At 67.2% G+C, this 12,653-nt stretch carries 12 protein-coding genes; 8 read left to right on the top strand and 4 right to left on the bottom strand.

Features of this window, described 5'->3' with window-relative positions:
* Nucleotides 1-109: 109 nt before the first annotated feature.
* The gene (gene rimO, locus ACZK29_RS15505; RefSeq protein ID WP_459047173.1) at nucleotides 110-1,471 is read left to right on the top strand and encodes a 30S ribosomal protein S12 methylthiotransferase RimO; all 1,362 of its coding nucleotides are present in this window, start codon (nucleotides 110-112) and stop codon (nucleotides 1,469-1,471) included.
* Nucleotides 1,468-2,313 (top strand): DUF3025 domain-containing protein, encoded by an 846-nt coding sequence (locus tag ACZK29_RS15500; RefSeq protein ID WP_459047172.1) that lies wholly within the window; start codon nucleotides 1,468-1,470, stop codon nucleotides 2,311-2,313. Before rimO ends, ACZK29_RS15500 begins: the two co-directional genes overlap by 4 nt.
* 144 nt (nucleotides 2,314-2,457) lie before the next feature.
* On the opposite strand, the gene greB is transcribed toward ACZK29_RS15500, so the two are convergent.
* A complete protein-coding gene (gene greB / locus ACZK29_RS15495) occupies nucleotides 2,458-2,964 on the bottom strand; it encodes a transcription elongation factor GreB (RefSeq protein WP_111204153.1) in 507 nt (168 codons plus the stop codon).
* 80 nt (nucleotides 2,965-3,044) lie between these two features.
* Nucleotides 3,045-4,550 (bottom strand): helicase HerA-like domain-containing protein, encoded by a 1,506-nt coding sequence (locus ACZK29_RS15490; protein WP_111204154.1) that lies wholly within the window; start codon nucleotides 4,548-4,550, stop codon nucleotides 3,045-3,047.
* A gap of 122 nt (nucleotides 4,551-4,672) precedes the next feature.
* Here ACZK29_RS15490 and ACZK29_RS15485 point away from each other — a divergent pair, with 122 nt between their 5' ends.
* A complete protein-coding gene (locus ACZK29_RS15485) occupies nucleotides 4,673-6,277 on the top strand; it encodes a transglycosylase SLT domain-containing protein (RefSeq protein ID WP_459047169.1) in 1,605 nt (534 codons plus the stop codon).
* Nucleotides 6,278-6,301: 24 nt separating this feature from the next.
* On the top strand, nucleotides 6,302-6,649 hold the full coding sequence (locus ACZK29_RS15480) for a ribonuclease E inhibitor RraB (protein WP_111112472.1): 348 nt from the start codon (nucleotides 6,302-6,304) through the stop codon (nucleotides 6,647-6,649).
* Nucleotides 6,650-6,790: 141 nt separating this feature from the next.
* Here the strand turns inward: ACZK29_RS15480 and asd are convergent, their stop codons facing one another.
* Together asd and ACZK29_RS15470 are read right to left on the bottom strand one after the other, a co-directional pair.
* Nucleotides 6,791-7,633 carry an archaetidylserine decarboxylase gene (gene asd, locus ACZK29_RS15475; RefSeq protein WP_478446218.1) on the bottom strand — a complete coding sequence of 281 codons (843 nt, stop codon included), beginning with the start codon at nucleotides 7,631-7,633 and terminating at the stop codon, nucleotides 6,791-6,793.
* Nucleotides 7,630-8,280 (bottom strand): SCO family protein, encoded by a 651-nt coding sequence (locus tag ACZK29_RS15470; protein ID WP_106548842.1) that lies wholly within the window; start codon nucleotides 8,278-8,280, stop codon nucleotides 7,630-7,632. Before ACZK29_RS15470 ends, asd begins: the two co-directional genes overlap by 4 nt.
* A gap of 122 nt (nucleotides 8,281-8,402) precedes the next feature.
* Between ACZK29_RS15470 and prmB the strand changes: the two genes are divergently transcribed.
* The 4 genes from prmB (at nucleotide 8,403) to ACZK29_RS15450 (ending at nucleotide 12,584) form a co-directional block, all read left to right on the top strand.
* On the top strand, nucleotides 8,403-9,332 hold the full coding sequence (gene prmB, locus ACZK29_RS15465; RefSeq protein ID WP_005410487.1) for a 50S ribosomal protein L3 N(5)-glutamine methyltransferase: 930 nt from the start codon (nucleotides 8,403-8,405) through the stop codon (nucleotides 9,330-9,332).
* Nucleotides 9,329-10,432, top strand: a complete 1,104-nt coding sequence (aroC, locus tag ACZK29_RS15460; protein WP_111204156.1) for a chorismate synthase — start codon at nucleotides 9,329-9,331, stop codon at nucleotides 10,430-10,432. Before prmB ends, aroC begins: the two co-directional genes overlap by 4 nt.
* Nucleotides 10,425-11,462, top strand: coding sequence for a 2-hydroxyacid dehydrogenase (locus ACZK29_RS15455; RefSeq protein ID WP_459047168.1), 1,038 nt, complete (start codon nucleotides 10,425-10,427; stop codon nucleotides 11,460-11,462). Before aroC ends, ACZK29_RS15455 begins: the two co-directional genes overlap by 8 nt.
* Nucleotides 11,463-11,555: 93 nt before the next feature.
* The gene (locus tag ACZK29_RS15450; RefSeq protein ID WP_053500248.1) at nucleotides 11,556-12,584 is read left to right on the top strand and encodes an aspartate-semialdehyde dehydrogenase; all 1,029 of its coding nucleotides are present in this window, start codon (nucleotides 11,556-11,558) and stop codon (nucleotides 12,582-12,584) included.
* The last annotated feature ends 69 nt before the right edge of the window (nucleotides 12,585-12,653 follow it).

Below are 12,653 nucleotides of genomic sequence, written 5' to 3'. Positions count from 1 at the left end.
TGGCCATTCAGAGCCCGGCCGCCAACCCCGGTATACTGGCGCCCCTTCAGGCCCCCAGGAACCCCTGCCATGCCGGCAGGGGCCCAGGCCCCCAGAGTCCCGCGATTCCATGTCCCAGCTGAACCCCAAAGTCGGCTTCGTCAGCCTTGGCTGCCCGAAGGCCCTTGTCGATTCCGAGCGCATCCTCACCCAGCTCCGTTCGGAAGGCTACGACATCGTCCCGTCCTACGATTCGGCCGATGTGGTGGTGGTCAACACCTGTGGCTTCATCGATTCGGCGGTGACCGAGTCGCTGGACGCGATCGGCGAGGCGATGAACCAGAACGGCAAGGTCATCGTCACCGGCTGCCTGGGCAAGCGCCCCGAGCAGATCCGCGAGGCGTACCCCAACGTGCTGGCGGTGTCCGGCCCGCAGGACTACCAGAGCGTGATGGAGGCGGTGCACGAAGCGCTGCCGCCCAAGCACGATCCGTTCGTGGACCTGGTGCCCGACTACGGCATCAAGCTGACCCCGCGCCACTACGCCTACTTGAAGATTTCCGAAGGCTGCAACCACAAGTGCAGCTTCTGCATCATTCCGTCCATGCGCGGCAAGCTGGTCTCGCGCCCGGTTGACGAGGTGCTGCGTGAGGCCGAGCGCCTGGTGCGTGGTGGCGTGCGCGAGCTGCTGGTGGTGTCGCAGGACACCTCGGCCTACGGCGTGGACGTGAAGTACGCAGAGAAGATGTGGCGCAACAAGGCCTACCAGACCCGACTGAAGGCATTGTGCGAAGGCCTGTCCGAACTCGATGCGTGGGTGCGCATGCATTACGTCTACCCATACCCGCACGTGGACGAGGTAGTGCCGCTGATGGCCGAGAACCGCATCCTGCCGTACCTGGACATTCCGTTCCAGCACGCCAGCCCACGCATCCTGCGCCTGATGAAGCGCCCCGGCGCGGTCGAGAAGACCCTGGAGCGCGTGCAGAACTGGCGCCGCATCGCGCCGGACATCACCGTGCGTTCGACCTTCATCGTCGGCTTCCCGGGCGAGACCGAGGCCGAGTTCGAAGAACTGCTGTCGTTCCTGGATGAGGCACAGCTGGATCGCGTCGGTGCGTTCGCCTACTCGCCGGTCGAGGGCGCCACCGCCAACGATCTGCCCGATGCGGTGCCGGAGGAAGTGAAGCAGGAGCGTCTGGCCCGCTTCATGGAGAAGCAGGCACAGATCTCCGCCGCGCGCCTGGAGGCCAAGATCGGCACCGTGCAGCAGTGCCTGGTCGACGCCATCGAGGGCGATATCGCCGTGGCTCGCTCCAGGGCTGATGCCCCGGAGATCGACGGCCTGGTGCACATCCAGAATGCCGACCAGGTGCCGCTGCGCGTGGGCGAATTCGTCGACGTGGAGATCACCGAGAGCGACGAGCACGACCTGTACGGCGATGCGCTGGCGGCTGCGGGCCGCCCGGCGTTCGACCTCAAGGTGCTGTGACCGCAACGACGACCGCCGCCGGTGACGGCAGCGGCGTCCGCCGCTTCGTGCCGCCGCCGCGTGCGGCGGTCGATCCGCAGGTGTTCGGGCACCCGGTGTTTGCCGGGCTGCAGGATTTCCGTGATCTGCTGGTGGGCCCCCGCTGGCCGCCCATCACGGCACTTGACGCATGCCTGTCCCTGCCGGGTTGGCAGTTGGTGGAACAGGATGCCGCGCTGTTGGCCGATGGCCTGCATTACGAGGCGCGTATCGCGCAGGGGCGTATCGCCACCCGTGCCGACAACTGGCACGACCTGTTCAACGCGCTGGTATGGGCGTCCCATCCGCAACTGAAGCGTGCACTGAACGCGCAGCAATGCCGGCATATCGAGGCCATGCTACCCGGCCAGCGCAACCGCGCGCAGGCCGCCTTGACCCAGTTCGACGAAACCGGCGTGATCGTGCGTGTGCGCGATGACACATTGCTGCGCGCGTGGAATGGGCATGACTGGCCTGCATTGTTCGAGCCGACGCGGTGGCAGAGCGGTGACATCGCCATCGCTGTGGTATTCGGGCATGCGCTGATGGAACAGGCGCTGTTGCCGGGGCGATTGCTGGTCGGCAAGTGCGTGGTGGTACAGGGCGACGATGACGACGCCTGTATCGCCGAGGTCGCCGTGGCCATCCGCGAGGGCCGGGCGCTGACCGATCCGTTGCAGCTGCGACCGCTGCCCCTGGCGGGTATCCCGGGCTGGCATGAAAGGCAGGATGCCGCCTTCTACGCCAACGCCGATTACTTCCGCCCGTTGCGTGCCGGGCGTCAGTACCCGCCGCCGTTGCCCGGCGGTAGAGTCGACTGCTAGTCGACTGCTCTTCGTTCCGATGTCATGAACGCTTGACAGATGGCTTCGGTGAGTCATCAGCCGCGATGGGGATCGCGGTGCGTTTGCCGTCCGGCGGCGGAGGTTTGTGCCGCGCTTCGCGCGGTAGTCGACTGATAGTCGACTCTACATCCGCTCGTATTCCACGCTGATCACCGCGAAGGTGAACTGGCCGCCGGGCAGCTCCACCGAAAACTCGTCATCCAGCCGCTTCTTCAGCAGCGCACGCGCCAACGGCGAATCGATGCTGATCCAGCCCAGGCCCGCATCGGTCTCATCCGGCCCGACGATGCGGTAGCGGCTGGTGTCGCCGCTGTCCACGTTCTCCAGCTCCACCCACGCACCGAAGAACACCGCCTGCGGATCGGTCGGTGTGGTATCGACCACGCGCAGCGATTCCAGCCGCTTGGTCAGGTAGCGCACGCGGCGGTCGATCTCGCCCAGCTGCTTCTTGCGATAGGTGTATTCGGCGTTCTCGGAACGATCGCCCTCCGCAGCGGCGGCGGCCAGTGCCTTTACCACTTCGGGACGGCGTACACGCCACAGGTCATCCAGTTCCGCTTTCAACCGGGCGTGGCCGGAAGCGGTGATCAGGGCAGTACTTTTTTCTGCGGGGGGGCGCCAACGGGACATGCGGTAAGACTTCTTTTCAAAGGAACGATGGGGTCGGAGCCCTTTCCCGTGGAAAGAGCTCTGACCCCAGTGGCGGTGAATCAGCGCTTGCCGCCGAAAATGCCGCCCAGAATGCCGCGCACGATCTGGTTGCCCAGCTTGGTGCCGACGGTACGCGTGGTCTGCTTGGCCATGGTCTCGATCATGCCCTGGCGGCGCTTGGTGCCGAAGATCGCATCCTTGATCGACTGGCCGAAGCCTCCCTCCTGCGCCTCGTCCTGCTCGCGACTGCGCGCGGCAGGTGCTTCGGCCTTCTCGACCGCCTTCTGCGCGCGCTGGGCCAGCAGCTCTGCTGCCGACTCGCGGTTGATCGCGGTGTCGTAGCGGCTGCCGACCGGGCTGCCGGCGCGCACCTGCGCGCGTTCGGCCTCGGTGATCGGTCCCATCCGGCAGCGCGGCGGCGCGATCATCGTCTGCTGCACCGGCATCGGCACGCCCTTGTCCTGCAGCGTGGACACCAGCGCCTCGCCGGTGCCGAGCTGGCTCAGCACCTTGGCCACGTCCAGCTTCGGGTTCGGCACGAAGGTCTCGGCAGCGGTCTTTACCGCCTTCTGGTCGCGCGGGGTGAAGGCGCGCAGCGCGTGCTGCACGCGGTTGCCCAGCTGGCCGAGGATGTTGCCCGGCACGTCATCGGGGAACTGCGAGCAGAAGTACACGCCCACGCCCTTGGAGCGGATCAGTCGAACCACCTGCTCGATGCGCTGCACCAGCGACGCGGGCGCGTCGTCGAACAGCAGGTGCGCTTCGTCGAAGATGAAGACCAGCTTCGGCTTGTCCAGGTCGCCCACTTCCGGCAGCTGCTCGAACAGTTCCGACAGCAGCCACAGCAGGAAGGTCGAATACAGCTTGGGCTTGAGCACCAGCTGGTCGGCGGCAAGGATGCCGATCATGCCGCGGCCGTCGTGATTGACCCGCATGATGTCGGCCAGTTCCAGTGCCGGTTCGCCGAAGAAATTCTCGCCGCCGTCCTGTGCCAGGCGCAGCACCGAGCGCTGGATCGCGGCGATCGACTGCGCGCTGACCAGGCCGTACTCGGTGGAGATGTCCTTGCGCTCCTCGGCCACCAGGCCGAGCAGGGCACGCAGATCGTCCATGTCCAGCAGCAGCAGGCCACGGTCGTCGGCCAGCTTGAAGACGATGTCGAGCACGCCGGCCTGGGTATCGTTCAATTCGAGGATGCGCGACAGCAGGGTCGGGCCCATCTCGCTGACCGTGGTGCGCACCGGGTGGCCGAGCTTGCCGTACAGATCCCAGAAAATGGTCGGGCTGGCGGCCGGCGCATAGTCCGCCACGCCGATCTCGGCGGCGCGCTGCAGCAGGTTCTCGGCGCCGGTGCCAGGCACGGCCAGGCCGGACACATCGCCCTTCACATCGGCCAGGAACACCGGAACGCCCAGCCGCGAGAAGCCCTCGGCCAGGGTCATCAGGGTCACCGTCTTGCCGGTACCGGTGGCGCCGGCCACCAGGCCGTGGCGGTTGCCGAGTTTCGGCAGCAGGGTGACGGCAATATCGTCGGTAATGCCTTTGCCGAGCAGAATCGGATCCATGGTCCAGCCCTTGTGGTGAATAGCCCAATGTTAACCGCCGGCGGTGACGGGCCGAAGGTCGGCTTGCCCGGACCTTGGCGGCGCCGCTACTCTGCCTGCCTGTTTCGCACACAGTGCCATCAATGCCCGTTCCTGTCCTGATTTCCCGTGGTTGGCCGCTGCTGGCCCTGGCCGGCCTGGTTTCCCTGGCGCCCGACGCCCATGCGCAGCGGGTTTCGGCCCGGGACAAGGTGAAGGTGGATGCGCTGCAGCAGCGCATGACCGCCGCCGAGAAGCGCTACAGCGACGCCCTGTTGCTGGTCGCCAATTCCGACCCGAAGGGCAGCAACGAGGCCGATGCCGCGCTGGAGGACATGGAAGACGTCCTCAATGACTGCGTGAAGCAGAAGGGCTGCCAGATGGGCACCCTGCTGGCCAGCTACAAGCGCCTGCTCAAGCACGACGCCGATGCGGCGGGCAGCGATGAGGTGACCGACGAGAGTGGTGACCGCCTGGAAGCCGACCCCGACCATATCGGCCCGCTCACCGCCGATGTGCCCGAGGCCGCCCGCGCCGCCGCGCTGCTCAACGACAAGCGGCATGCCTTCGACAGCATGGTCGAGTACAACCCGGCCGTGCAGGCCGGCATCCGCCGCTGGCTGACCGACATGCGCCCGGCGTTGCTGACCAGCTACGAGAACTACCAGAACCTGCGCGCGGTGATGTGGCCGGAGTGGGAAAAGCGCGGCCTGCCCGAGGCGCTGCTGTTCGGCATCATGGCCAAGGAATCCAACGGCCGCGTGCATGCCTCCTCGCGCGCGGGCGCGGCGGGCCTGATGCAGTTCATGCCGGCCACCGGCCGCCGCTTCGGCCTCGGCCCGGACGGCACCGGCTTCGATACGCGCTTCGATGCACGCAGCGCCGCCGAGGCCAGCGCCAGCTATCTCAACGAACGCCTGCGCGAACTGAACAACAACGTGGAAATGTCGGTGGCCGCCTACAACGGTGGTGAAGGCCGTGCGGCGCGCGTGTTCAAGCAGAGCGGCGGGCAGAGCTTCTGGACCGACAGCGTCTACAACCAGTTCCCCGGCGAGACCAAGGACTACGTGCCGATGGTGATCGCCGCGGCGTGGATCTTCCTGCACCCGCAGCAGTACGGCGTGGAGTTCCCGAAGATCAGTGCGCAGCCGGCCACGCTGCGCCTGGCCAAGTCCACCACCATCTATGAACTGACCATCTGCCTGGGCAGCCACGGCACCCGCGATGGCTACATGCGCGCGCTGCGCAACCTCAACCCGCGCTATGAAGCCGACGGCTGGATTCCGGCCGGCACGTTGATCAACGCCACCACCCGCATCGCCGGCCTGTACCAGCGCAACTGCGTCAGCGGCCCGCGTGCGGACCTGGCCCGCACCCTGATCACCGCCGATCTGAACGCAGCCATCGTCCGCCCGACCGCCGCCAGCTACACCGGCAGCGTGGCCGTGGGTGGTGTGGTGCCGGTGGCGGACGCTGCTGCATCCACCAGCGTGCCGACCACGCCGGTCGCTCCGGTGGCTACGCCGCGCCCGGCGGCGCGGCCGAAGCCGGTACGCAGCCACAAGGTGGGCAAGGGCGAGACCCTGGGTGCCATTGCGGCGAAGTTCCAGTGCGACGTGCCGACCCTGGCCCGCGCCAACGGCCTGAAAGCCCCGGCCTACAGCCTGCGCCACGGCCAGACGCTGAAGCTGCAGGGCTGCGACAAGTAATCCCCCACGACCCCTGGAATCCGCATGGACCTCGAAGACACCCGCAACCTGTTCGCCAACCTCCGCGAAAACACCGACTGGGACATCACCGGCCCGTTGCTGTGGGGGTATTTCTTCGTCCATTCCACCGCTGAGCCACTGCAGGCGCTGGCTGACCATCTGCAGGCGCAGGGCTACACCTTCGTGGAACTGTTCGAGCAGGAGCCGGAAGAGGGCGACGCGCCGTTCCACGTGCTGCATGTGGAGCGCGTGGAGATTCACGACGAAGCCTCGCTGGACCGTCGCAACCAGGAGTTCGCCGCGCTGGCCGCGGAGAAGGGCGTGGAAGACTACGACGGCATGGACGTCGGCCCGGCCCCGGCCCTGCAGTAACACGTTTCTGGCTGTAGAGCCGAGCCCATGCTCGGCTGTTTTTGCCGGCAGCCGAGCATGGGCTCGGCTCTACAGACCCGGTAGTGCCGGCCGCTGGCCGTCATTCCGTTGAATCCATCCACGCATGGCGTGGATCTACGGTCAGCGCAGCTTCGCCAGGGCCTGGCCCAGCTGCACAGGGCTTTGGGCGCCCAGCTGCGGGGCGAACTCGGCCACGCCCGGCGGCAGCAGCACGATCACGGTGGAACCGTAGTTGAAGCGCGCCATCTCGGCGAAACGCTCAAGCTTGATGCCCTGGCCGCGGTAATCCTTGCGGGTGATGCGGTCACCGTAGGCCGGGATCTCCTCACCGCTCCATACGGTCTCCACGCCGGACACCAGTAGTGCGCCCACCATCACGCTGACCATCGGGCCGAAGCTGGTGTCGAAGTGGCAGACCAGGCGCTCGTTGCGGGCGAACAGGCGCGGCACGCCGTTCACTGCGGCCGGGCCGACGCTGAACAGGCGGCCCGGCACGTGCACGGTCTCGCGCAGGGTGCCGGTCCACGGCATGTGCACGCGGTGGTAATCGCGCGGCGACAGGTACACGGTGGCGTACAGGCCGTCGTTGTACGGCTTGGCGTCTTCGTCGCTGCCCAGCAGCTCGGCGGCGGTGAACGACTGGCCCTTGGCCTGGAAGATGCGGCCGGCCTCGATCTTCCCCAGCTGGCTGATGCGGCCGTCGGCCGGCATCACCAGGCTGCGCGGATCGGCATCGGCCACGCGCGCGCCCGGCTTCAGCGCACGGGTGAAGAACTGGTTGAAGGTGGCGTAGCTGCGCGGGTCCGGGTTGGCCGCTTCGTCCAGGTTGACGTTGAACTTGCGGGTGACCGTGTCGATCAGCCAGCGCGACACGCGCGGATCGTCCGAGTACGCCAGCGAACGCGCCATCGAGGACAGCAGGCGGTGGGGCAGGGCGTACGTCAGGGCGGTGGTGAGGCTCATGGGGCGGTTTTCTCGGTCAGCTTCTGCAGGTCGCGGGCAATGGCCGGCGCATTGAACGGGGGGCGCACCAGGCCGGCAAGGCGGCCCTGCGGATCGAGCACGGCCAGGCTGGCCGAATGCTCGACGGTGTAGTCCTCGGGGTTTTCGTCGAAGTGCTTGCCCGGCACCTTCTGGAACACGAAGCCCAGCGAGGTGGCGAAGCGTTCCAGCGAGGGCACATCGCCGGTGGCGGCCAGGGTGTCCTTGTGGAAGCCGTGCACGTACTCGCCCAGCCGCGTGGCGCTGTCGCGGTCGGGGTCGACCGAGATGAACAGCACCCGCGGGCGCAGCGTGTCAGGCAGGGCTTCCCACTGGTTCTGCGCGCCGGCCAGTTCGGCCAGGGTGGTCGGGCACACGTCGGGGCAGAAGGTGAAGCCCAGGAACACCAGGGTCCAGTGGCCCTTCAGTTCGCCCGGGATCAGGCGGGTGCCGTCGGACTGGGCCAGGTTGAAGTCGGGCAGTTCACGCGGCTGCGGGTACAGCGTGACCGCTTCGGTGGCCGGGGCGTTGGCCGGCGGCTTCGGCGCAAACACCTGCTGGGCGGCGAGCAGGCCCAGGCCCGCCGCCAGGGCGATCAGCAGGATGATGCCGGCGTTGCGATTGAACATGGGTGCCCCCGCGCGAAGTGGGCTCCATCATACCGGCTGCGGCCCGATCGTTTCCGCCGCAACGGATGCCGCCGCGGGCGCCAGCCCCTATAATCGGGGGCCACTTTGCCCGCAGTACCGCCATGACCGCTGAAACGGCCGCCGAACTCCACACGATCATCGATCTGATCCGCTACGGCACCAGCCGTTTCAACGAAGCCGGGCTGACCTTCGGTCACAGCTACGACAATGCGCTGGACGAGGCCACCCAGCTGGTGCTGCACAGCCTGCACCTGCCGCACGACCTCGGCCCGGCGTACGGCCAGGCGCGCCTGCTGCAGGCCGAGAAGCTGCGCGTGCTGGAACTGTTCCAGCGCCGCATCGACGAACGCATTCCGGCCGCCTACCTGACCGGCGAGGCCTGGTTCGCCGGCCTGAGTTTCAAGAGCGACAAGCGCGCCCTGGTGCCGCGCTCGCCGATCGCCGAACTGATCGAATGCGGTTTCGAGCCGTGGCTGGCCGGCCGCGATGTCAGTCGTGCGTTGGACCTGTGCACCGGTTCGGGCTGCATCGCCATCGCCATGGGCCACTACTACCCGAACTGGGAAGTGGATGGCGTCGACCTGAGCGACGACGCACTGTCGCTGGCTGAAGAGAACAAGGAACGCCTGCAGGCGCACAATGTCACCCTGCTCAAGTCGGATCTGTTCAACGGACTGACCGGCCGCCATTACGACCTGATCGTCACCAATCCGCCGTACGTCACCAACGACGAGACCGATGCCCTGCCGCAGGAATACTCCTACGAGCCGGAAATGGGCCTGCGTGCCGGCGACGACGGCCTGGACCTGGTGCTGAAGATCCTGCGCGACGCTCCGCTTCACCTGAGCGAAGACGGCCTGCTGATCTGCGAAGTAGGCGAATCCGAGCAGCACCTGATCAAGCTGCTGCCGGAAGTCGATTTCGCCTGGATCGAGTTCAAGGTCGGCCAGATGGGCATCTTCGCGGTCGAGTGCCGCGAGCTGATCGCCCACAGCGCGCGCATCACCGAACTGGCGGCGCAGCGCCCGTGAGCTCCAATTCGTTCGGCAAGCTGTTCACCGTCACCACGTTCGGCGAGTCGCACGGGCCGGCCATCGGCTGCGTGATCGATGGTTGCCCTCCGGGACTGGCGCTGGACGCGGCCGAATTCGCCCACGACCTGCAGCGCCGTGCCACCGGCAAGAGCCGCCACACCTCGGCGCGTCGCGAGGCCGATGAAGTCGAGATCCTGTCCGGCGTGTACGAGGGTCTGACCACCGGCACCCCGATCGCGCTGCTGATCCGCAACACCGACCAGCGCAGCAAGGACTACGCCAACATCGGCCAGCAGTTCCGGCCGGGTCATGCCGACTACAGCTACTGGCACAAGTACGGCATCCGTGACCCGCGCGGTGGCGGCCGTTCCTCGGCACGCGAGACCACCATGCGCGTTGCCGCCGGGGTGGTCGCCAAGAAGTGGCTGGCCGAGCGCTTCGGCGTGACCGTGCGTGGCTATCTGTCACAGCTGGGCGACATCACCCCGGCCGGTTTCGACTGGTCGGCGGTGGAAGACAATCCGTTCTTCTGGCCGCACGCCGCACAGGTGACCGAGCTGGAGGCGTACATGGATGCGCTGCGCAAGTCCGGTGATTCGGTCGGTGCGCGCGTGGATGTGGTCGCCGACAACGTGCCGCCGGGCTGGGGCGAGCCGATCTACGGCAAGCTCGATGGTGAACTGGCCGCTGCCCTGATGAGCATCAACGCGGTGAAGGGCGTGGAGATCGGTGATGGTTTTGCCAGTGCCGCGCAGAAGGGCACCGAGCACCGCGACCTGCTGACGCCGCAGGGCTTCGCCAGCAACCATGCCGGCGGCATCCTCGGTGGCATCTCCACCGGCCAGCCGGTAGTTGCGTCGATTGCCCTGAAGCCGACTTCCAGCCTGCGCCTGCCGGGGCCGTCGCTGGATACGGCCGGCAACGTGGTCGAGGTGGTCACCACCGGTCGGCACGATCCCTGCGTCGGCATCCGCGCCACCCCGATCGCCGAAGCGATGGTGGCGATGGTGCTGATGGACCAGGCGCTGCGCCATCGTGCGCAGTGCGGCGATGTCGGGACGATCACCCCGCGCATTCCCGGGCAGATCGATGGCTGACACGCGGCCGACCGTGTGGGTGAGCCAGCCGCTGATCGACGCGGCCATCGCGCCGTTGCGCGATCGCGTGCAGCTGCGCAGCACCGACACCGTCACCGCCTGGACGCCCGCGCAGATCGCCGAACAGCTGGCCCGCGCCGACGGTGCGATCATCACCCTCAACGAGCGCATCGGTGCGGCCCAGGTGGCCGGCGCCGCGCAGCTGCAGGTGATCGCCAATGTCGGCGTCGGCTACAACAATCTGGATGTCGACGCGCTCAGTGCGGCCGGCATCCTCGCCAGCAACACGCCGGACGTCCTGACCGAGACCACTGCCGATCTCGGCTTCGCGTTGCTGATGGCCACTGCGCGCCGGATCACCGAGTCCGAGCGCTGGCTGCGCGAAGGCCAGTGGCGGCAGTGGTCGTTCCAGACCATGCTGGGCGCGGATGTCCATGGCAGCACGCTGGGCATCCTCGGCATGGGCCGCATCGGCCAGGGCATCGCACGCCGCGGTGCACACGGGTTCGGCATGAAGGTGCTGTACCACAACCGTTCGCGGTTGCCGGCCGATACCGAGGCGGCGCTTGGCGCGACCTACGTGGACCTGGACACGCTGCTGGCGCAGTCCGACCACCTGGTCACGGTGCTGCCCTACACCCCGGCCTCGCATCACATCATCGATGCGGCGGCGCTGGCGAAGATGAAGCCGTCAGCCACCCTGGTGAACATCGCCCGCGGCGGCATCGTCGACGAACTGGCGCTGGCTGACGCGCTGGCCCACGGCCGGCTGGCCGCTGCCGGCCTGGATGTCTACGAGGGCGAGCCGGCGGTGCGTCCGGAGCTGCTGGCGCTGCGCAATGTGGTGCTGACCCCGCATATCGGCAGTGCCTCGCTGGCCACGCGCACGGCGATGGTACAGCTGGCCGTCGATAATCTGGTTGCCGGGCTCGGCCTGGATGGCGCACCCTCGTGCATGCCGAGCGCGATCAACGCTGACGCGGCCATGGCTGCACGCGCGACCCTGGGCAAAAAAACCGGGAAACGATAGGGAACCTCCGCGCGCCCCGCCTGAGGAGGTTCCCCGAACCCAGCTGTCGTGCGTGTTTCTTCCCCATTCCCGTTTTCGTGAGAGTTTTCCCCCATGAGCAATGCACAGCGCAGTTTCCACGTTGCCGTCGTCGGTGCCACCGGTGCGGTCGGCGAGACCATGTTGTCGATCCTGGCCGAGCGTGATTTCCCGGTCGGCACCCTGAGCGTCCTCGCTTCGGAACGTTCGGCCGGCGGCGAGATCGAGTTCAACGGCCAGAAGGTCAAGGTGCAGGACCTGGCCACCTTCGATCCGACCGGTGTCGAGATCGCGCTGTTCTCGGCCGGTGGCAGCGTGTCCAAGGAATACGCACCGAAGTTCGCCGCTGCCGGTGCGGTGGTGATCGACAACTCCTCGGCCTTCCGTTACGACGATGACGTGCCGCTGGTGGTGTCCGAGGTCAATCCGGAACAGGTGGCCAACCGTCCGCGTGGCATCATCGCCAACCCGAACTGCTCGACCATGCAGATGCTGGTGGCGCTGGCGCCGCTGCACCGCAAGTACGGCATCGAGCGCATCAACGTCTCCACCTACCAGTCGGTGTCCGGCGGTGGTCGTTCGGCCACCGAAGAGCTGGGCAAGCAGACTGGCCAGCTGCTCAGCTTCCAGGAAATCGATCCGCAGCGCTTCCCGGTGCAGATCGCCTTCAACCTGATCCCCCACATCGATGACTTCCAGGACAATGGTTTCACCAAGGAAGAGATGAAGCTGATCTGGGAGACCCGCAAGATCCTCGGCGACGACAGCATCCTGGTGAACCCGACCGCGGTGCGTGTGCCGGTGTTCTACGGCCACTCCGAGTCGGTGGCGATCGAGACCCGCGACAAGGTCACCGTGGCCGAAGCGCGCGCGCTGCTGGAGCAGTCGCCGGGCATTGAGGTGGTGGACCGCCATGAAGCCGGTGGTTATCCGACTCCGGTCACCCATGCGTCGGGCACCGATGCGGTGTATGTCGGCCGTATCCGTGAGGACCTGTCGCACCCGCGCGGCCTGAACCTGTGGATCGTGTCGGACAACGTGCGCAAGGGCGCGGCGTTGAATGCCGTGCAGCTGGCCGAGCTGGTCGCCGCCGAGCAGCGCTGATGGAGAGGCCGGGCAAGGCCCGGCCTTTTCTGCAGGGCCGAGCCCACGCTCGGCTCAGGCGATGCAGCC

It is taken from the genome of Stenotrophomonas sp. 89682_Sma, assembly GCF_056481405.1.
This window is presented reverse-complemented; position numbering and strand designations above follow the sequence as displayed.

Excerpts from the sequence above, each read along its gene's own strand:
- greB (WP_111204153.1), bottom strand. The coding sequence starts at position 2,964 with ATGTCCCGTTGGCGCCCCCCCGCAGAAAAAAGTACTGCCCTGATCACC.
- rimO (WP_459047173.1), top strand. The coding sequence starts at position 110 with ATGTCCCAGCTGAACCCCAAAGTCGGCTTCGTCAGCCTTGGCTGCCCG.
- prmB (WP_005410487.1), top strand. The coding sequence starts at position 8,403 with ATGACCGCTGAAACGGCCGCCGAACTCCACACGATCATCGATCTGATC.
- ACZK29_RS15485 (WP_459047169.1), top strand. The coding sequence starts at position 4,673 with ATGCCCGTTCCTGTCCTGATTTCCCGTGGTTGGCCGCTGCTGGCCCTG.
- ACZK29_RS15455 (WP_459047168.1), top strand. The coding sequence starts at position 10,425 with ATGGCTGACACGCGGCCGACCGTGTGGGTGAGCCAGCCGCTGATCGAC.
- ACZK29_RS15490 (WP_111204154.1), bottom strand. The coding sequence starts at position 4,550 with ATGGATCCGATTCTGCTCGGCAAAGGCATTACCGACGATATTGCCGTC.
- ACZK29_RS15450 (WP_053500248.1), top strand. The coding sequence starts at position 11,556 with ATGAGCAATGCACAGCGCAGTTTCCACGTTGCCGTCGTCGGTGCCACC.
- asd (WP_478446218.1), bottom strand. The coding sequence starts at position 7,633 with ATGAGCCTCACCACCGCCCTGACGTACGCCCTGCCCCACCGCCTGCTG.
- ACZK29_RS15470 (WP_106548842.1), bottom strand. The coding sequence starts at position 8,280 with ATGTTCAATCGCAACGCCGGCATCATCCTGCTGATCGCCCTGGCGGCG.
- ACZK29_RS15480 (WP_111112472.1), top strand. The coding sequence starts at position 6,302 with ATGGACCTCGAAGACACCCGCAACCTGTTCGCCAACCTCCGCGAAAAC.